Origin of the sequence: Microbacterium sp. 22303 (assembly GCF_052045265.1) — a bacterium.
In the GTDB taxonomy this organism is placed as follows: Bacteria; Actinomycetota; Actinomycetes; order Actinomycetales; family Microbacteriaceae; genus Microbacterium.
In genome coordinates this window covers 463461-481888 of the sequence record NZ_JBQEOQ010000001.1, presented here as the reverse complement: position 1 = coordinate 481888, position 18428 = coordinate 463461, and the positions used below count along the sequence as shown (strand labels likewise).

Annotated in this window: 16 protein-coding genes; all 16 read left to right on the top strand. The window is 70.1% G+C overall.

Annotation, left to right across the window (positions count from 1 at the left end):
* Positions 1 to 828: a shikimate dehydrogenase family protein gene (locus ACTJI8_RS02315; protein WP_440731790.1), complete on the top strand. Its 828-nt coding sequence runs from the start codon at positions 1 to 3 to the stop codon at positions 826 to 828.
* Positions 829 to 885: 57 nt separating this feature from the next.
* Positions 886 to 2115 (top strand): chorismate synthase, encoded by a 1230-nt coding sequence (gene aroC / locus ACTJI8_RS02310; protein WP_440731789.1) that lies wholly within the window; start codon positions 886 to 888, stop codon positions 2113 to 2115.
* Entirely contained in the window at positions 2102 to 2617 is a 516-nt protein-coding gene (locus tag ACTJI8_RS02305; protein ID WP_440731788.1) for a shikimate kinase, read from the top strand. Before aroC ends, ACTJI8_RS02305 begins: the two co-directional genes overlap by 14 nt.
* Positions 2614 to 3720, top strand: coding sequence for a 3-dehydroquinate synthase (gene aroB, locus ACTJI8_RS02300; protein WP_440731787.1), 1107 nt, complete (start codon positions 2614 to 2616; stop codon positions 3718 to 3720). The genes ACTJI8_RS02305 and aroB overlap by 4 nt, the downstream gene beginning before the upstream one ends.
* Positions 3717 to 4232 carry a GNAT family N-acetyltransferase gene (locus ACTJI8_RS02295; RefSeq protein ID WP_440731786.1) on the top strand — a complete coding sequence of 172 codons (516 nt, stop codon included), beginning with the start codon at positions 3717 to 3719 and terminating at the stop codon, positions 4230 to 4232. Before aroB ends, ACTJI8_RS02295 begins: the two co-directional genes overlap by 4 nt.
* 12 nt (positions 4233 to 4244) lie before the next feature.
* Positions 4245 to 4703, top strand: coding sequence for a type II 3-dehydroquinate dehydratase (gene aroQ, locus ACTJI8_RS02290; protein ID WP_440731785.1), 459 nt, complete (start codon positions 4245 to 4247; stop codon positions 4701 to 4703).
* 103 nt (positions 4704 to 4806) lie between these two features.
* Positions 4807 to 5370, top strand: coding sequence for an elongation factor P (efp, locus tag ACTJI8_RS02285; protein ID WP_045273064.1), 564 nt, complete (start codon positions 4807 to 4809; stop codon positions 5368 to 5370).
* A 3-nt stretch (positions 5371 to 5373) separates the two neighbouring features.
* The gene (gene nusB, locus ACTJI8_RS02280) at positions 5374 to 5784 is read left to right on the top strand and encodes a transcription antitermination factor NusB (protein ID WP_440731784.1); all 411 of its coding nucleotides are present in this window, start codon (positions 5374 to 5376) and stop codon (positions 5782 to 5784) included.
* Positions 5785 to 5886: 102 nt separating this feature from the next.
* Positions 5887 to 8835: a DEAD/DEAH box helicase gene (locus tag ACTJI8_RS02275; protein ID WP_440731783.1), complete on the top strand. Its 2949-nt coding sequence runs from the start codon at positions 5887 to 5889 to the stop codon at positions 8833 to 8835.
* A gap of 104 nt (positions 8836 to 8939) precedes the next feature.
* Positions 8940 to 10520: a Rieske 2Fe-2S domain-containing protein gene (locus tag ACTJI8_RS02270; protein WP_440731782.1), complete on the top strand. Its 1581-nt coding sequence runs from the start codon at positions 8940 to 8942 to the stop codon at positions 10518 to 10520.
* A 112-nt stretch (positions 10521 to 10632) separates the two neighbouring features.
* Positions 10633 to 11172: a bifunctional pyr operon transcriptional regulator/uracil phosphoribosyltransferase PyrR gene (gene pyrR, locus ACTJI8_RS02265; RefSeq protein WP_440731781.1), complete on the top strand. Its 540-nt coding sequence runs from the start codon at positions 10633 to 10635 to the stop codon at positions 11170 to 11172.
* On the top strand, positions 11169 to 12176 hold the full coding sequence (locus ACTJI8_RS02260) for an aspartate carbamoyltransferase catalytic subunit (RefSeq protein WP_440731780.1): 1008 nt from the start codon (positions 11169 to 11171) through the stop codon (positions 12174 to 12176). The genes pyrR and ACTJI8_RS02260 overlap by 4 nt, the downstream gene beginning before the upstream one ends.
* Positions 12173 to 13474, top strand: coding sequence for a dihydroorotase (locus tag ACTJI8_RS02255; protein WP_440731779.1), 1302 nt, complete (start codon positions 12173 to 12175; stop codon positions 13472 to 13474). Before ACTJI8_RS02260 ends, ACTJI8_RS02255 begins: the two co-directional genes overlap by 4 nt.
* Entirely contained in the window at positions 13471 to 13992 is a 522-nt protein-coding gene (locus ACTJI8_RS02250; RefSeq protein ID WP_440731778.1) for a PH-like domain-containing protein, read from the top strand. Before ACTJI8_RS02255 ends, ACTJI8_RS02250 begins: the two co-directional genes overlap by 4 nt.
* Positions 13989 to 15140, top strand: a complete 1152-nt coding sequence (carA, locus tag ACTJI8_RS02245) for a glutamine-hydrolyzing carbamoyl-phosphate synthase small subunit (protein ID WP_440731777.1) — start codon at positions 13989 to 13991, stop codon at positions 15138 to 15140. The genes ACTJI8_RS02250 and carA overlap by 4 nt, the downstream gene beginning before the upstream one ends.
* Entirely contained in the window at positions 15140 to 18427 is a 3288-nt protein-coding gene (carB, locus tag ACTJI8_RS02240; RefSeq protein ID WP_440731776.1) for a carbamoyl-phosphate synthase large subunit, read from the top strand. The genes carA and carB overlap by 1 nt, the downstream gene beginning before the upstream one ends.
* Position 18428: the final 1 nt, after the last annotated feature.

Below are 18428 nucleotides of genomic sequence, written 5' to 3'. Positions count from 1 at the left end.
GTGACCTCTCCGTCGCGACTGGCCGTCTGGGGGGATCCGATCGACCACAGCCGCTCTCCCGATCTGCACAACGCCGCCTACCGGTTGCTCGGACTGGATTGGGAGTACGGCCGTCGCCAAGTGGATGAGGCGGGCTTCGACGAGGCCTTGGACTCCCTCGACGCGACCTGGCGCGGGCTCTCACTGACGATGCCGCTGAAGGAGCGGGCCCATGCACGCGCCCACGCCCTCGACGACGACGCCCGCCTCACCGGCGCCGTGAACACGCTGCTGCTGGGCGAGGAGATCCACGGCTTCAACACCGACGTCGGCGGGCTCACCTCCGCGCTCGTGGCGGCAGGTCTCGCGCAGGTGCGCACCGCGCGCGTGCTCGGCGGGGGAGCGACGGCGCGGTCGGCTCTGGTGTCACTGTTGCGCCTGGGCGTCGATGAGGTCGAGCTGCGGATGCGGCGACCGGAGCAGGCCGAGGAGCTCGCCGGTTTCGCCCAGCGCATGGGCCTGAAAGCGACCACGAATGAGCTCGGATCCGGCTCGCCGCCGCCGCCGTCGGTGGATCTGACCGTCTCGACTCTGCCCGGCAGCGCGGCGCTGCCGGATGACGTGATGACGGTGCTCGCGCGAGAGGGCGGCGCGCTGTTCTCCGCCGCGTACGCGCCGTGGCCGACCGCGCTCGCACAGGCGTGGACCGATGCGCCGGTGCTGACCGGACTGGAGATGCTGCTGCACCAGGCGGTCGCCCAGATCCGGATCTTCCTCAATGGCGCACCGGATGCAGCGCTGCCGGACGAGCCCGCCGTGCTCGGCGTCATGCGGGCGGCTCTGCGCTGACGCGCACACGGAAGTCATCCGGCCGGTCGCGCTCTGAACGCATGGGAGACTAGGGGAATGCTCCGCGTGCTCACGGCCGGCGAATCGCACGGCCCCGAACTCATTGCCGTCATGGAGGGCCTGCCTGCGGGCGTCCCGCTGTCCCGCGAGGCGATCCAGTCCGACCTGCAGCGCCGCAAGCTCGGCTACGGGCGCGGCTCGCGGATGAAGTTCGAGCAGGACGAGCTCTCGATCTCCGGCGGCGTTCGCCACGGCTTCTCACTCGGCAGCCCGATCGCGATGCGGATCGGCAACACCGAGTGGCCCAAGTGGGTCGAGGTCATGAGCGCCGATCCCGTCGAGCTCACCGAGAAGTCCCGGGGCCGCAGCGCGGCCCTGACCCGCCCCCGCCCCGGCCACGCCGACCTCGTCGGCATGCAGAAGTACGGCTTCGACGAGGCCCGCCCGATCCTGGAGCGCGCGAGCGCTCGCGAGACCGCAGCCCGGGTCGCGCTCGGCGCCGTGGCGCGCGCGTTCCTCGGTGAGCTCGGGATCCGCCTGGTCAGCCACACCCTGTCCATCGGGCCCGTCCAGGTGCCGGACGGATCCGACCTCCCCACTCCCGATGACGTCGACACGCTGGACGCGGATCCGCTGCGCTGCTTCGACTCCGCGACCTCCGCGCGCATGGTCGAGGAGGTCGACGCGGCCCGCAAGGACGGCGACACCCTCGGCGGCATCGTCGAGGTGCTCGCCTACGGTCTGCCGCCGGGGCTGGGCTCTCACGTGCACTGGGACCGTCGTCTGGATGCGCGCCTCGCGTACGCGCTGATGGGAATCCAGGCGATCAAGGGCGTCGAGGTCGGCGACGGCTTCGAGACCACGCGCCGGCGCGGTTCCGCGGCGCACGACGAGCTGTTCGCCACCGGGGCCGGCATCAGCCGCGGCTCCGACCGCGCCGGAGGAACCGAGGGCGGCATGTCCACCGGTACCGTGCTGCGCGTGCGCGCCGGAATGAAGCCGATCGCCACCATCCCGCACGCGCTGCGCACGGTCGATGTGGCGTCGGGCGAGCAGGCCACCGCGCATCACCAGCGTTCCGACGTGTGCGCCGTGCCCGCCGCAGGCGTCGTGGCCGAGGCCATGGTCGCGATCGAGCTCGCGAACTCCGTGCTGGAGAAGTTCGGCGGCGACAACGTCGCCGAGACCCGGCGCAACCTCGAGGCGTACCTCGCCGCGATCCCGGAGGAGCTGCGCACCACGCCGGCCTCCGAGGCGGCGCTGATCCTGCACGATGAACTCGGCTGAGCCGGCGATCGTCCTGATCGGGCCGATGGGGTCCGGCAAGACCAGCATCGGCCGCAGGGTCGCGAAGGCCACAGGGCTCCACTTCGTCGACACGGACAAGGTCATCGTGCGCGAGCACGGACCGATCCCCGCGATCTTCGCGGAGCACGGTGAGACGCAGTTCCGCACCTGGGAACGAGAGGCCGTCGCCGAGGCCATCGCAGGCGGGGGAGTGATCTCCCTGGGCGGCGGTGCGGTGATCGCCCCCGAGACCCGAGCGCTGCTGCAGGGAGTGCCGGTCGTGCTGCTGACCGTGTCACCGGAGGCGGTGGCGGCGAGGATCGCCGGCGATGCCCGTCCGCTCCTGCAGGGTGAGGAGGATCCTGTGCAGCGCTGGACGAGGATCTTCGCCGAGCGGCGCGCACTGTACGAGGAGGTCGCCGACGTGCACTTCGACACCTCACGGGTGCCGATGTCGCGGGTGGCGGAGCAGGTCGTGGAATGGATGAGAGGACGAGCATGAGCGTGGAGCAGAACGACGGCGTCACGACGATCGGCGTGACGGGGAGCACCCCCTACGACATCACCGTGGGACGAGGGATCCTCGATCGCGTCTCTGCGGCGCTGGCGCCGAGCGTGCGCAAGGTGCTCGTCGTGCACCCGCCGACGCTCGCCGATCGCGCCGCCCAGCTGCGCGACCGGATCGTCGCCGACACGGCGAACGGCCCGCGCGAGGTGCTGCTGGCCGAGATCCCCGATGCGGAGCAGGGCAAGCGCATCGAGGTCGCGCAGTTCCTGTGGCAGATCATGGGCCAGGCCGACTTCACCCGCACCGATGCAGTCGTCGGCTACGGGGGCGGTGCGGTCACCGACCTTGCCGGCTTCGTCGCGGCGACCTGGCTGCGCGGCGTGCAGATCGTGCAGGTGCCGACGACCGTGCTCGGGCTCGTCGACGCCGCCGTGGGCGGCAAGACCGGCATCAACACGAACGAGGGCAAGAACCTCGTCGGCGCCTTCTGGGCCCCGCGTGCGGTGATCGGCGACCTGGACGAACTGTCCAGCCTGACTCCGAACGAGGCGACCGCCGGTTTCGCCGAGGTCGTCAAGGCCGGGTTCATCTGGTCGCCTGAGATCCTCGACATCATCGAGGCGGATCCGGCTCGCGCCGTCGATCCGCTCACCCCGGAGTTCCGGCGGGCCGTCGAGCTCGCGATCGGCATGAAGGCGAGCGTCGTCTCCGACGACTTCCGTGAGGCCGGGCAGCGCGAGATCCTCAACTACGGCCACACGCTCGGGCACGCGATCGAGCACGCCGAGCGCTACCGCTGGCGGCACGGCGCCGCGATCTCCGTCGGCATGCTGTTCGCGGCCGAGCTGTCCCGGCTTGCCGGACGGCTCTCGGACGACGACGCCAACCGGCACCGCGCGATCCTCGAATCGCTGGGGCTGCCGACGTCGTACCGCGCCGGCGCGTGGCCGACCCTGCTGTCCACCATGCAGCGCGACAAGAAGAGCCGCGGCGGGATGCTGCGCTTCATCGTGCTGGACGGCATCGCAAAGCCCACTGTGCTGCAGGCCCCCGACGAGTCCCTCCTCTTCGCCGCGTACCAGGAGGTCGGCGAGTGACTTTCTCGATCCGGCGCATCGAGACCGACGAATGGCGCGAGGTGCGGGATCTTCGTCTGCGAGCCCTGCAGGATCCCGTCGCCGCGCTCGCATTCCTCGACACATTCGAGAACGCGTCTGAGCAGCCCGATGAGTTCTGGCAGCACCGCGCGAAGCAGGCTGCCGAGGGCGGCCCCAACGGCCAGTTCGTCACGATCGCGGACGACGGCGAGTGGTTCGGATCGGCCACGGTGATCGGAGATCGGGACGCGGCCCCCTCCGCGCTCGTGGTGGGCGTGTACGTGGCGGACGGGCATCGCGGCTCCGGGGCGATCGAGGCGCTGTTCGACGAATGTGCGGCGTGGGCGGCTGAGGGCGGCCTGACCGAGCTCACCCTCGAGGTGCACGTGGACAATCACCGCGCGCAGGCTGCCTACGTGCGCTGCGGCTTCACGCGCACGGGTCAGATCACCGAGCTCGAGAACGGACGCGAGTACGTGATGACCCGCCCGGTCGTGCCCGCCCCTCGCTGATACCGTGAGCACGTGACCACGCCGCGCCGCCTCCTGCTCGTCAACGGGCCCAACCTCAACCTGCTGGGCACCCGCGAGCCGGGGATCTACGGATCCGCGACGCTCGCCGACGTCGAGCGTCTCACCGCCGAGGCCGCGGCGGCCTACGGGTACGAGATCCGTGCCGTGCAGAGCAACCACGAGGGCGCGCTCCTGGACGCGATCCACGACGCCCGCGAGGACTGCGCCGGCATCGTGATCAACGCCGGCGCCTACACGCACACCTCGGTCGCGCTGCGCGATGCGCTCACGGGGGTCGCGCTGCCGTTCGCCGAGGTGCACATCTCGGACGTGTACGCCCGCGAGGAGTTCCGCCATCACTCGTACCTGACCGACGTCGCCGCCGTGCACGTCGTAGGGGAGGGCGTGCAGGGCTACGCGACCGCGACCCGCCGTCTGATCCTCGTGATCGCCGGCCAAGCCGACGGCTGATCCCCACGCGAGAGCCGCTCCCACCGGCCGTCCGGCGGGCATCGCGTAAGATGGGACGTCGGTCGATCGACCGCGCAGACTTCAGAACGGACTTCTCAGACCCATGGCATCCACCGCAGACATCAAGAACGGCGTCGTCCTCTCGATCGACGGACAGCTCTGGAACGTCATCGAGTTCCAGCACGTCAAGCCCGGCAAGGGCGGCGCGTTCGTCCGCACGAAGCTGAAGAACGTCGTCAGCGGCAAGGTCGTGGATCGCACCTACAACGCAGGCGCCAAGATCGACATCGAGAACGTCGACCGCCGCGACTTCACCTACCTGTACACGGACGGCGACAATTACGTCTTCATGGACCAGGAGGACTACGACCAGATCAACGTGGCCGCCGCCACGGTCGGTGACGCGAAGAACTTCATGCTGGAGAACCAGCAGGTGCAGATCGCGCTGAACAACGGCAACCCCCTCTACATCGAGCTGCCGGCCTCGGTCGTGCTCGAGGTCACCTACACCGAGCCCGGCCTGCAGGGCGACCGCTCCTCGGCCGGTACCAAGCCCGCCACGCTCGAGACCGGGTACGAGATCCAGGTTCCGCTGTTCCTGGAGACCGGCACCAAGGTCAAGGTCGACACGCGCACCGGCGGCTACCTCGGCCGCATCAACGACTGACGCGTGGGCGCCCGGACCAAGGCGCGCAAGCGCGCCCTCGACATCCTGTTCTCCGCCGACGTGCGCGGTGACGACCTCGCGGTGACCCTCGCCGCGGAGGCCAAGCGCGCCGCCGCCGAGCCCGCGCGCGAAGGATCGTGGCTCTATGCGCGCGAGATCGTCGACGGGATCATCGACCACCGCGACGAGATCGACGAGCAGATCACCACGCACAGCCGGGACTGGAAGCTCGAGCGGATGCCGGCCGTGGACCGTGCGCTGCTGCGCATCGGCGTGTGGGAGATCCTGCGCAACGACGAGGTCCCCACGGCCGTCGCGATCGATGAGGCCGTGGAACTCGCCAAGGAGTTCTCCACCGACGAGTCCGGCGCATTCGTGCACGGCGTGCTGGCGCGGGTCGCCCGTACGGCCTGACGTCACGCATTCCGTCGAGGCGCCTCTCCCGCGAATCCGGGTGGGGCGCTTCGCCGTCTCCGCGGTCTCGGATGTCGGCGGCGCAGGGGAGGATGGATGATCATGAGCTCCGCTGACGCCGACGACTGGCGCGTACTGCTGCCGTCCGCGCGGGCGAGCGGGGTGCCGCTGGCGCTCGGCGTCGAACTGCGTCGACGCGATCGTGCAGACGCACGGCACTGGGCCGCACGACCGCTGCGCACCGCCACCGCACGGGATCTGGTCAAGGATCCGGGCGAGCTGTTCCTCGCCGTCCGTCCGCTGCGGCGCAACGACGCCGGATCCGCCTGGGTGCAGGCGGACGCCGACTGGGACACGGTTCGCCGGCCTGGCACACGATACGACGCGGCGCATTCCCGCTGGTTCGCCGATCTACTGAGCATCTCGCGCGACTCTCTGCTGTCCGGCACGGCGGGGGACTGGCTGCTGCTGGATCCCGTGGCGTCGCCGCTGCTGTGGCCGCACCTGCAGTCGGCCGCAGACGCGGGGATCCGCATGGTCGCCACAGAGCGCAGCACACGTCTGCAGTGGTCCGACGAGCTGCGGATCGTGGTGGACATCGCGGCGGACGGCCACGGCGGGCTCCTGCTCTCCGGCGCGGTCGACGCGACGGGTGAGGCATTCCCCGCCGCGACCACACAGGCGCTGGGATCCGGCGGTGTGTACGCGCATCGCGTCGTCGGCAAGAGGATCGATCTCGTGCTCGGGCAGGTGGCGCTGACCGACGGTGTGCGGGCGCTCCTCGCAGCCCCGGCCGGACTGACCGTGGCCCCCGTCGACAAGAAGGCGTTCTTCCGGGACGGGTATCCGACGCTCCTGCGCGGCGCTGCCGTGCGCGCGGGCCACGGGGTCACGCTGCCGGCGCCGCCGAAACCGGTCCCGCTGCTCGTGGTCGACTTCCGCCCCGACGACGTCGTGGCGTACCGGCTGCACTGGGACTACCCGGGGTACGCGCGCTTCCCCCTCGATGAGCGGGCCGCCGAGACCGGGGTGCGCGACGGCGCCGTGGAAGCGCGGCTGCGTCCGTCCGTGCTCGCGATGTGGACCGAGGTCACGGGCCTGCCGTTCACGCTGGCGGGCACGCTGCGCGACGCCGATGCGGCCGAGTTCGTCTCGCACCTCGTGCCGGCTCTCGAAGAACGCGGCTTCGTCGTCGAGCGCACCGGCACGCCGCGCACGTACGCGGAGCTCACCGGCGATCCGTCGATCACCGTCAGCACGGTGGAGAGCACCGATCCGGACTGGTTCGAGCTCGGCATCCTGGTGCGGATCGACGGGCGCTCGATCCCGTTCGAGCCGTTGTTCCGAGCGCTCGCCCTGCGGCAGGGCAAGCTCAAGCTCGTCGACAACACCTGGTTCTCGCTGCGGCATCCCGCCTTCGACCGGCTCAAGGAGCTGCTGGACGAGGCCGCGGAGCTCGCGGAGTGGGAGACGGGTCCGCGAATCGCGCGCACCCACGTGACGCTCTGGGAGGACTTCGAGGATCTTGCCGACGAGACCGTGCCCGCACAGGCCTGGCGCGCCTCCGTCGAAGGCCTCAGAGCCGATCCGGGCCAGGATCCGGTTCCCCTGCCCGCCGCCATCACCGCGGAGCTGCGCCCGTACCAGCGTGAGGGGTTCACGCGGCTCGCGCGCCTGTGGCAGCACCGCCTCGGCGGCATCCTCGCCGACGACATGGGCCTCGGCAAGACGCTGCAGCTGCTCGCGCTCATCGCGCACGCCCGCGAGGATGCCGCCGAAGGGGACGCCCCGTGGCTCGTCGTCGCGCCCACGTCGGTGCTTGCGGTCTGGCAGCGCGAGGCGGAGCGGTTCGCGTCCGGGATGCGGGTCGCGATCGTGGATCGCACCCGGGATGCGCACGGGGTCGAGCTGGCCGCGCACATCGACGGTGCGGACCTCGTGGTCACCTCGTACACGCTGCTGCGCCTGGACGCGGAGGAGTTCGCCCGCCGGCCGTGGTCGGGCGTCGTGCTCGACGAGGCGCAGAACGTGAAGAACCCGGCCACCCGGCAGCATCAGGCAGTCGCCGCGCTCGACACCGGGGCGGTGTACGCCGCCACAGGCACACCGCTGGAGAACGGCCTGGGGGAGCTGTGGGCGCTGCTCAGCCTCACGTCGCCAGGCTTGTTCGCGTCGGCGCGGAAGTTCCGGGAGGACTTCATCCAGCCGATCGAGCAGGGCAAGGTGCCCGAGAACGCCGAGGGCGCCCCGTACCGTCGATCCCGCATCGACCTGCTGCGACGGCGGATCCGCCCGTTCCTCATCCGCCGCACGAAGGAGCTGGTCGCCCGGGACCTCCCCGAGCGGCAGGAGCAGGTGCTGCGCGTCGAGCTCGCCCCCGCGCACCGCCATCGCTACGACACGGTGCTGCAGCGCGAACGGCAGAAGATCCTCGGGCTGCTGGAGGACCTCGACCGGCAGCGCTTCATCGTTTTCCGCTCGCTCACGATGCTGCGCATGCTGAGCCTGGCGCCCGGCCTGATCGAGCCCGACGACGCCGGCATCGCGTCCCGCAAGCTCGAGGAGCTCGTCGAGCGACTGCTCGAACTGCGTGCCGAAGGACACCGGGCACTCGTGTTCAGCCAGTTCACGTCGTTCCTCGGGCTCGCCGCCGAACGCCTGCGCCGTGCCGGCCTGCGGATCTCCTACCTCGACGGATCGACCAGGGACCGGGACCGCGTGGTCCAGGAGTTCCGCGAGGGGGATCAGGACGCCTTCCTGCTCAGCCTCAAGGCGGGCGGCACGGGCCTCACGCTCACCGAGGCCGACTACGTGTTCCTGCTCGATCCCTGGTGGAACCCGGCGGCCGAGGCCCAGGCCGCCGACCGCGCCCACCGGATCGGTCAGCAGAACCGCGTCTTCGTGTACCGGATGATCGCCGAAGGCACGATCGAGGAGAAGGTGCTCGCGCTGCAGCAGCGCAAGGCGCGCCTGTTCTCGGCGGTGCTGGACGACGAGGATCTGTTCGCGCAGGCCCTGACCGCGGATGACATCCGGGAACTGCTCGGCTGAGGCCCGACGCCGCCAGCGCTCGGATCCGGGTTATGCACGGGCCGTCTCCAGGGCCGCCGTGAATCGCCCCGGTAGGATCGACAGGTCCACACAGGAGGAGAAACATGCGGATCACGGGACTCGGGCATGCCGGGATGTTCATCGAGACGGTCGGCGGGAACATCATCTGCGACCCCGTCCTCGGCCCGTCCTTCTACGGTTCCTGGTTCCCGTTCCCCGACAACCGCGGCCTCGACTGGGAGCGCTTCGGACGCGAGGCCGACTTCCTGTACGTATCGCACCGGCATCGCGACCACTTCGACCCGCGCCTGCTCGAGCGCTACATCCGCAAGGACATCGAGGTGCTCCTGCCGGAGTACCCGACCGACGACCTGGAGAAGGATCTCCGCGCTCTCGGGTATGACAACATCACCTACGCGCCTGCCGGCGAGGTCATCGAGCGCGGCGCGCTCAAGATCATGATCACGCCGCTGCGGGCCCCGAGCGACGGCCCGATCGGAGACTCGTCGCTCAGCGTGGACGACGGCTCGGGATCCGTCCTGAATCAGAACGACTCGCACCCGCTCGACCTCGAGAAGCTGCTGAAGTTCGGCACGCCCGACGCGTACTTCACACAGGTCTCCGGCGCGATCTGGTGGCCGATGGTCTACGACCTGCCCCTCGACGCCAAGCAGAACTTCGCCCGCCTCAAGCGGGAGGCGCAGAACAAGCGCGCGATGTACTACATCGAGAAGGTCGACGCGCCGCACGTGTTCCCGATGGCAGGCCCGCCGATGTTCCTGCGCGACGAGCTCTTCGACTTCAACGGGATCGGCCGCAACGGCGAGTCGATCTTCACGGACCAGAAGCAGTTCCTCGCGCACATGAACGAGCTCGCCCCGCAGTACGACGGGCACCTGTTCGTGCCCGGCACGGTGGTGACGCTGGAGGACCGCGAGGTGGCGTCGGTCGAGCAGACCCTGTACACCGAGGATGAGCTGCGCCACATCTTCGACGAGAAGTGGGACTACCTCGAGGAGCAGCGCGCAAGCCGGCAGCAGGAGATCCGCGACGAAGAGGCACGTCGCTCGCCGATCCTTGCGCCCGACGAGATGCTCGCCGCGATCAAGGAGTGGTGGGAGCCGCTGCTGAAGAAGTCCCGCACGATCCGCCTCGGCGTCGGTGGCAACGTCCGGTTCCGCATCGGCGAGCTGGACATGGTCGTGGACTTCCCGAAGGCGAAGGTGCGCGAGTACGCGGGGGAGGAGTGCATCTACTGGTACACGATCCCCGCAGACCTGGTCTCGACGAACATCGCCGACCACGAGATCGACTGGTCCAACTCGATCTTCCTGTCGATGCAGTTCTCCGTGGGCCGCAGCGGCAAGTTCAACGAGTTCCTCACCACCTTCCTCAAGTGCCTGTCGGTCGACCGGATCGAGTACGTCGAGAACTGGTATCAGGAGCAGACGGATCAGACCGAGGACGCCGAGATCGGCGACTGGGTCGTCCAGCGCCGGTGCCCGCATCTGCGCGCCGACCTCACCCGCACCGGATCCATCGATGAGGACGGCGTGCTGACCTGCAGCATGCACGACTGGAAATGGGATCTGAAAACGGGCCGATGCCTCTCCACCGCAGGTCATCCGATCCGCGCCAAGCAGATCGATCCGGTGACCGACGCCGTGCTCAGCGAAGCGTCCTGAGTTCCGCGGAGCCTCGTCGTGTCCATGGCGGGGAGCTGCCTCGGCTAGACTGAGGTCATCCTCAGAAGCAACCTTTAACACCGTCCCGTGAGGCGGAGAAGGGAGCCGGCAGATGAGCGCACGTATCGTGCTGCAGGAAGCCGACATCAGGCGCGCTTTGACGCGCATCGCCCACGAGATCCTCGAATCCAACCGGGGAGCGGAGGATCTGGTCCTCCTGGGCATCCCCACCCGCGGTGTCCCTCTCGCCGAGCGCCTCGCGCTGCTGATCACCGAGATCGCACAGACCGCCGTCCCCGTCGGCTCGCTGGACGTGACGCTGTTCCGCGACGATCTGGCGAAGCACCCGACCCGATCCCCGCACCGCACCGACATCCCCGCGGGCGGGATCGACGGCAAGACCGTCGTCCTCGTCGACGACGTGCTCTTCTCCGGACGCAGTATCCGCGCCGCCCTCGACGCGCTGCAGTCCATCGGCCGCCCCGCCGTGGTGCGCCTCGCGATCCTCGTCGACCGCGGGCATCGCGAGCTGCCGATCCGCCCCGACTTCGTCGGCAAGAACATCCCCTCGTCCCGCAGCGAGCGTGTCAACGTGCGCCTGCGCGAGGACGACGGCGAGGAGTACGTCTCGATCGAGGGAGGGGACGAATGAGGCACCTGCTCGACACCCGCACCCTTGCACGCGAAGACGCGATGCGGATCCTGGACATCGCCGAGGACATGGCCGACACCCAGTCCCGCGAGGTGAAGAAGCTCCCGACGCTGCGCGGCAAGACCGTGGTGAATCTTTTCTTCGAGGACTCCACCCGCACGCGCATCTCGTTCGAGGCCGCCGCCAAGCGCCTCTCCGCCGACGTGATCAACTTCGCCGCCAAGGGGTCCAGCGTCTCCAAGGGCGAGAGCCTCAAGGACACCGCGCAGACGCTGGAGGCGATCGGCGCCGACGCCGTGGTCGTGCGCCACCCCGCGTCCGGCGCGCCCCGCACTCTCGCTACGAGCGGCTGGATCTCGGCCGGCGTCGTGAACGCCGGCGACGGCACCCATGAGCACCCGACGCAGGCACTGCTCGACGCGTACACGATGCGCAAGCGCCGGTTCGGCGCGGACAGCCGCGGCCGCGATCTCAGCGGAGTACGGGTCGTGATCGTCGGCGACGTGCTGCACTCCCGCGTCGCCCGCTCCAACGTGTGGCTGCTCGCGACGCTCGGCGCGGAGGTCACCCTGGTCACCCCGCCGACGCTGATCCCGCAGGACGTCACCGCATGGCCGGCGCGGGTGCTGTACGACCTCGACACGGCGCTGGCCGAGGAGCCGGACGCCGTGATGATGCTGCGCATCCAGCTCGAGCGCATGCACGCGGCCTTCTTCCCGAGCGAGCGCGAGTACGCCCGCCGCTGGGGGCTCGACGCAGCCCGGCTGCGGCGGCTGCCCGAGGATACGATCGTGATGCACCCCGGCCCGATGAACCGCGGACTGGAGATCTCTTCCGACGCCGCCGATTCCGCCCGCTCCACCGTGCTGGAGCAGGTCGCGAACGGGGTCTCGGTGCGGATGGCGGCGCTGTACATGCTGCTGGCCGGGGAGCGCTCTGAGCCCGTCAGAACAGGTACCGGCTCAGGGACCGAGGAGTTTCAAATGAATCGAGGAGACCGATGACCGAGAGCCTGCTCTTCCGAGGCGCGAAGATCCTCGGCGCCGATTCCGCGGACATCCTCGTCCAGGACGGACGGATCGCCGAAGTCGGCGCCGGCCTCTCCGCCGCAGGTGCCCGCGTCGTCGACGCCGACGGCCTGGTCGCGCTGCCCGGCCTCGTCGACCTGCACACGCACCTGCGTGAGCCGGGCTTCGAGGCGAGCGAGACCGTGCTGTCCGGCACCCGCGCTGCCGCCGCCGGCGGCTTCACAGCGGTGTTCGCGATGCCCAACACCTCACCCGTCGCCGATTCGGCGGGCGTCGTCGAGCAGGAGCTCGCCCTCGGCGAGGCCGCCGGCTATGCGACGGTGCAGCCGATCGGCGCGGTCACCGTCGGGCAGAAGGGGGAGCGGCTCGCGGAGCTCGGCGCCATGGCCTCGTCCCGCGCGAACGTCAGGGTCTTCAGCGACGACGGCTTCTGCGTCTGGGACCCGCTCATCATGCGCCGCGCGCTCGAGTACGTGAAGGCCTTCGACGGGGTGATCGCGCAGCACGCGCAGGACCCGCGGCTCACCGAGGGCGCGCAGCTGAACGAGGGCGCCGTATCGGCGGAATTGGGCCTCGCGGGCTGGCCGGCGGTCGCCGAGGAGTCGATCATCGCGCGAGACATCCTGCTCGCCGAGCACGTCGGATCCCGGCTGCACGTCTGCCACCTGTCCACCGCCGGATCCGTCGAGCTGATCCGCTGGGCGAAGAAGCGCGGCGTGGCGGTGACCGCCGAGGTCACCCCGCACCACCTGCTGCTGACCGACGAGCTCGCCCGCGGCTACGACGCGCGATTCAAGGTCAACCCGCCGCTGCGCACCCAGGAGGACGTGCTCGCCGTGCGTGAGGGCCTCGCCGACGGCACGATCGACATCGTCGCCACCGACCACGCTCCGCACCCGAGCGAGGCGAAGGCCTGCGAATGGCAGGCCGCGGCGAACGGCATGGTCGGCCTGGAGTCCGCGCTGCGGGTCGTGCACCAGGCCATGGTGCAGGCCGGACTGCTGGACTGGACCGATGTCGCCCGCGTCATGAGCTCCGCTCCGGCGCGGATCGGATCCCTCGCCGGGCACGGCACGCCGATCGCCGCCGGGCAGCCGGCCGAGTTCACGCTCTACGACGCCGCTGCGCAAGGAGTGTTCGCCGAGGCGGACCTGCACGGCCAGAGCACGAACTCGCCCTACCTCGGTCGCGACCTGCCGGGCAAGGTCCTCTGGACCGTGCATCGCGGGTACGCGACGCTCGCCGACGGCGTGCTCGTGGAGCTCGGCTCGTGAATCAGCAGGTCGCCGGCGCGGTCGTCCTCGGGGTCGCCGTGCTGCTCATCCTCGCCGGAGTCTGGGCGTGGCGCGCCCGGCTGCGGCGCGACTCCGGCCTCGCGGCACCGATCGGGGTTCCCGAGCACGCCGAGGTCCAGGCGCGCTACGAGACGCTCTACGTCGCGACCACCCGGCACGACCACTCGCTCGAGCGCCTCGCGGTGCGCCCACTCGTGTATCGAGCACGGGGCGAGCTCACCATCACCGACCGCGGCGCGGCGCTGAGCCTGGACGGCTCGCCGACGGTGTTCCTCGCCTCGGCGCGGCTGCTCGGCGCCGACCGCGCGACGGTCACGATCGACCGGGTCGTCGAACCGGGCGGGTTGATCCGCCTGGTCTGGCGCACGGACGACGGCACCGTCGTCGACAGCTATCTCCGCATCACCGGCGACCTGGGCAACACCGATGCCGCAGGCGCCGCGCTCACCGACCTTCAGCGCCTCTGCGCTGCCTCCGAGACTGGAGAATCCGCATGACCCCTCCTCACGACTCCGCCGTGCTCGTCCTCGAGGACGGCACCCGCCACGTCGGACGCGCCTACGGCGCGACCGGAACCGCCCTGGGCGAGGTCGTCTTCGCCACCGGCATGTCCGGCTACCAGGAGACGCTCACCGACCCGTCCTACGCCGGGCAGATCGTGCTGCAGACCGCGCCGCACATCGGCAACACCGGGATGAACGACGAGGACCCCGAGTCCCGCCGCATCTGGGTCGCCGGCTACATCGTGCGCGACCCCTCGCGCGTCGTCTCGAACTGGCGGGCGAACGCCTCGCTCGACGACACCCTCGTGCGCGACGGCATCGTCGGCATCAGCGGCATCGACACCCGCGCGATCACGCGTCACATCCGCTCGGCCGGATCCATGCGCGGCGGCATCTTCTCCGGCGCGGATGCCGCGCTGGATGCGGATGAGCAGCTGCGCCGCGTGGCGGAGGCGCCCGAGATGGCCGGGCAGAACCTGTCCGCCGCGGTCTCCGTCACCTCCGCACAGGTCACGCCCGCGACGTCGGAGCGGATCGGCAACCTCGCCGTGCTCGACCTCGGCGTCAAGCAGTCCACGCTCGACAACCTCGCCGCCCGCGGGTTCGACGTGCACGTGCTGCCGCAGGCCTCCACGTTCGCCGACATCACCGCCATCGACCCGGTCGCCGTGTTCTACTCGAACGGTCCCGGCGACCCCTCGGCGTCCGACGCCCAGGTCGCCGTGCTCCGGGAGGTGCTGGACGCAGGTCTGCCCTACTTCGGCATCTGCTTCGGAAACCAGCTGTTCGGCCGCGCCCTGGGTCTCGGCACCTACAAGCTCACGTTCGGCCACCGCGGCATCAACCAGCCCGTGCTCGACAAGGCCACCGGCCGGGTCGAGATCACCGCGCACAACCACGGCTTCGCGGTCGAGGCGCCCATCGAGGGCTCCTTCGACAGCCCGAACGGGTACGGCAAGGTCGAGGTCAGCCACGTCGGCCTCAACGACCAGGTCGTGGAGGGCCTCCGCGCCCTCGAGATCCCGGCCTTCTCGGTGCAGTACCACCCTGAGGCCGCCGCCGGCCCGCATGACGCCAACTACCTCTTCGACCGCTTCCGCGACGTCGTCGTCGCCCACCTCTCCACGAAGGACAGCAAGTAATGCCCAAGCGCGACGACATCCACTCCGTCCTCGTCATCGGATCCGGCCCGATCGTCATCGGTCAGGCCTGCGAGTTCGACTACTCCGGCACCCAGGCGTGCCGCGTCCTGCGCGAGGACGGCGTGCGCGTCATCCTGGTCAACTCCAACCCGGCCACGATCATGACCGACCCGGACTTCGCGGACGCGACCTACATCGAGCCGATCACCCCCGAGGTGATCGAGACGATCATCGCGAAGGAGAAGCCGGACGCGATCCTGCCGACCCTCGGCGGGCAGACCGCGCTGAACGCGGCCATGGCGCTGCACGAGCGCGGGGTCCTGGAGAAGTACGGCGTCGAGCTCATCGGCGCGAAGGTCGAGGCGATCCAGAAGGGCGAGGATCGCCAGATCTTCAAGCAACTGGTGCTCGACGCCGGCGCCGACGTCGCCGCGTCCGTGATCTGCCACACGATGGACGAGCTCCTCGAGGGTGCCGAGAAGCTCGGCTACCCGCTGGTCGTGCGCCCGTCCTTCACCATGGGCGGACTCGGATCCGGCTTCGCGTACGACGAACGCGACCTGCGCCGCATCGGCGGCGCCGGCCTGCACGACTCGCCGACCACCGAGGTGCTCCTGGAGGAGTCGATCCTCGGCTGGAAGGAGTATGAGCTCGAGCTCATGCGCGACACGGCCGACAACACGGTCGTCGTCTGCTCGATCGAGAACGTCGACCCGGTCGGCGTGCACACCGGCGACTCGATCACGGTCGCCCCGGCGCTGACCCTGACCGACCGCGAGTACCAGAAGCTGCGCGACATCGGCATCGACATCATCCGCGCGGTGGGGGTGGACACGGGCGGCTGCAACATCCAGTTCGCGGTCAACCCGGCCAACGGCCGCATCATCGTCATCGAGATGAACCCGCGCGTGTCCCGGTCCTCGGCGCTCGCGTCGAAGGCGACCGGATTCCCGATCGCGAAGCTCGCCGCCAAACTCGCGCTCGGCTATCGCCTGGACGAGATCCCGAACGACATCACGGGCGTGACCCCGGCGAGCTTCGAGCCCACGCTCGATTACGTCGTCGTCAAGGCCCCGCGGTTCGCGTTCGAGAAGTTCCCGGCCGCCGACGCGACGCTCACCACGACCATGAAGTCGGTCGGCGAGGCCATGGCGATCGGCCGCAACTACACGACGGCGCTGCAGAAGGCGCTCCGCTCGCTCGAGAAGCGCGGATCCTCGTTCCACTGGGGTCCCGAAAGCCGAAGCGTCGAGGAGCTCCTCGAGATCTCCAAGACGCCGACCGACGGGCGCATCGTCGTGCTGCAGCAGGCGCTGCGCAAGGGCGCCACGATCGAGCAGGCGTTCGAGGCCACGGCGATCGACCCCTGGTTCATCGACCAGATGGTGCTCATCAACGAGGTCGCCGAGCAGATCCGCACCGCGCCCGAGCTCGACGCCGCCACGATCCGCCTCGGCAAGGACCACGGCTTCTCGGACGTGCAGTTCGCCGAGCTCCGCGGGCTCACCGAGGCCGAGGTGCGCGGCGTCCGGCACGGGCTCGGGATCCGGCCCGTCTACAAGACCGTGGACACCTGCGCCGGCGAGTTCCCGGCCCTCACGCCGTACCACTACTCCAGCTACGACAGCGAGACCGAGGTCACCCCGAGCGACCGGACCAAGGTCGTCATCATCGGATCCGGGCCGAACCGCATCGGCCAGGGCGTCGAGTTCGACTACTCCTGCGTGCACGCGTCCTTCGCGCTGTCCGCCGCCGGGTACGAGACGGTCATGGTCAACTGCAACCCGGAGACCGTCTCCACCGACTACGACACCAGCGACCGGCTGTACTTCGAGCCGCTCACCCTGGAGGACGTGCTCGAGGTGCTGCACGCCGAAGCGCAGTCCGGCACCATCCTCGGCGTCGTCTGCCAGCTCGGCGGGCAGACCCCGCTCGGACTCGCGAAGGGGATCGAGGCGGCGGGATACACCGTGCTCGGCACCAGCCCGGAGGCGATCGACCTCGCCGAGGAGCGGGAGCTGTTCTCCCGGCTGCTGGACGCGGCCGGTCTGGTCGCGCCCCGCAACGGCACCGCGATCGACGTCGAGGGCGCGGTCGCGGTGGCCGAGGAGATCGGCTACCCGGTGCTCGTCCGCCCCAGCTTCGTGCTCGGCGGCCGCGGCATGGAGATCGTCTACGACACCCCGGCGCTGCGCGACTACTTCGTGCGCACCGCGGGCGAGGTCATCATCGAGGAGGGCAAGCCCCTGCTCGTGGACCGCTTCCTCGACGACGCGATCGAGATCGACGTGGACGCGCTGTACGACGGCGTGGAGCTCTACATCGGCGGCGTCATGGAGCACCTCGAGGAGGCCGGCATCCACTCCGGCGACTCGAGCTGCACGCTGCCGCCGGTCTCGCTCGGCCGCACCGACATCGACCGCGTGCGCACCGCCACCCTGGCCATCGCCGAGGGCGTCGGCGTGCGGGGCCTGCTCAACGTGCAGTTCGCGATCAGCGCCGGCGTGCTCTACGTCATCGAGGCGAACCCGCGCGCGAGCCGTACCGTGCCGTTCGTCTCGAAGGCGCTCGGGATCCCGCTCGCGAAGGCGGCGAGCCGGATCCTGTCCGGATCCACGATCGCCGAGCTCAAGGACGAGGGGATGCTGCCGCCGGTCGACGGCTCCCGCGTGCCGCTCGGCTCGCCCGTCTCGGTCAAGGAGGCCGTGCTGCCGTTCAAGCGGTTCCGCACCAAGGACGGCCGCATCGTCGACTCGATCCTCGGGCCGGAGATGCGCTCGACCGGCGAGGTGATGGGCATCGACCGCGACTTCCCGACCGCGTTCGCGAAGAGCCAGGCCGCGGCCTACGGCGGCACCCCGACGTCCGGCACCGTGTTCATCTCGGTCGCCGACGCCGACAAGCGCTCGGTGATCCTGCCCGCGCACCGGCTGCACCAGCTCGGCTTCACGATCGTGGCGACCACGGGCACGGCCGAGATCCTGTCCCGCAACGGCATCCCGGTGACCGTCGTCGAGAAGTACAGCGAGACCCAGGCGAGTGGCGAGACGAACATCGTCGACCTGATCGACCAGGGCGCGATCGACATCATCGTGAACACGCCCTCCGGCGGGGCCGCACGCGCCGACGGCTACGAGATCCGCGCGGCCGCGGTCGCCGCGGACAAGGCGCTGTTCACGACGATCGCGACGCTCGGCGCGGCCGTGAGCGGAATGGACGCGGCGGACAAGGGCTTCGAGGTGCGGAGCCTCCAGGAGTACGCCCAGGACCGGCTGGCGCGCGCGTGAC

Bases quoted from the DNA above. Each gene is read 5' to 3' on its own strand.
- aroC (WP_440731789.1), top strand. From the start codon at position 886: ATGCTCCGCGTGCTCACGGCCGGCGAATCGCACGGCCCCGAACTCATT.
- ACTJI8_RS02305 (WP_440731788.1), top strand. From the start codon at position 2,102: ATGAACTCGGCTGAGCCGGCGATCGTCCTGATCGGGCCGATGGGGTCC.
- aroB (WP_440731787.1), top strand. From the start codon at position 2,614: ATGAGCGTGGAGCAGAACGACGGCGTCACGACGATCGGCGTGACGGGG.
- efp (WP_045273064.1), top strand. From the start codon at position 4,807: ATGGCATCCACCGCAGACATCAAGAACGGCGTCGTCCTCTCGATCGAC.
- ACTJI8_RS02275 (WP_440731783.1), top strand. From the start codon at position 5,887: ATGAGCTCCGCTGACGCCGACGACTGGCGCGTACTGCTGCCGTCCGCG.
- ACTJI8_RS02270 (WP_440731782.1), top strand. From the start codon at position 8,940: ATGCGGATCACGGGACTCGGGCATGCCGGGATGTTCATCGAGACGGTC.
- pyrR (WP_440731781.1), top strand. From the start codon at position 10,633: ATGAGCGCACGTATCGTGCTGCAGGAAGCCGACATCAGGCGCGCTTTG.
- ACTJI8_RS02260 (WP_440731780.1), top strand. From the start codon at position 11,169: ATGAGGCACCTGCTCGACACCCGCACCCTTGCACGCGAAGACGCGATG.
- ACTJI8_RS02255 (WP_440731779.1), top strand. From the start codon at position 12,173: ATGACCGAGAGCCTGCTCTTCCGAGGCGCGAAGATCCTCGGCGCCGAT.
- carA (WP_440731777.1), top strand. From the start codon at position 13,989: ATGACCCCTCCTCACGACTCCGCCGTGCTCGTCCTCGAGGACGGCACC.
- carB (WP_440731776.1), top strand. From the start codon at position 15,140: ATGCCCAAGCGCGACGACATCCACTCCGTCCTCGTCATCGGATCCGGC.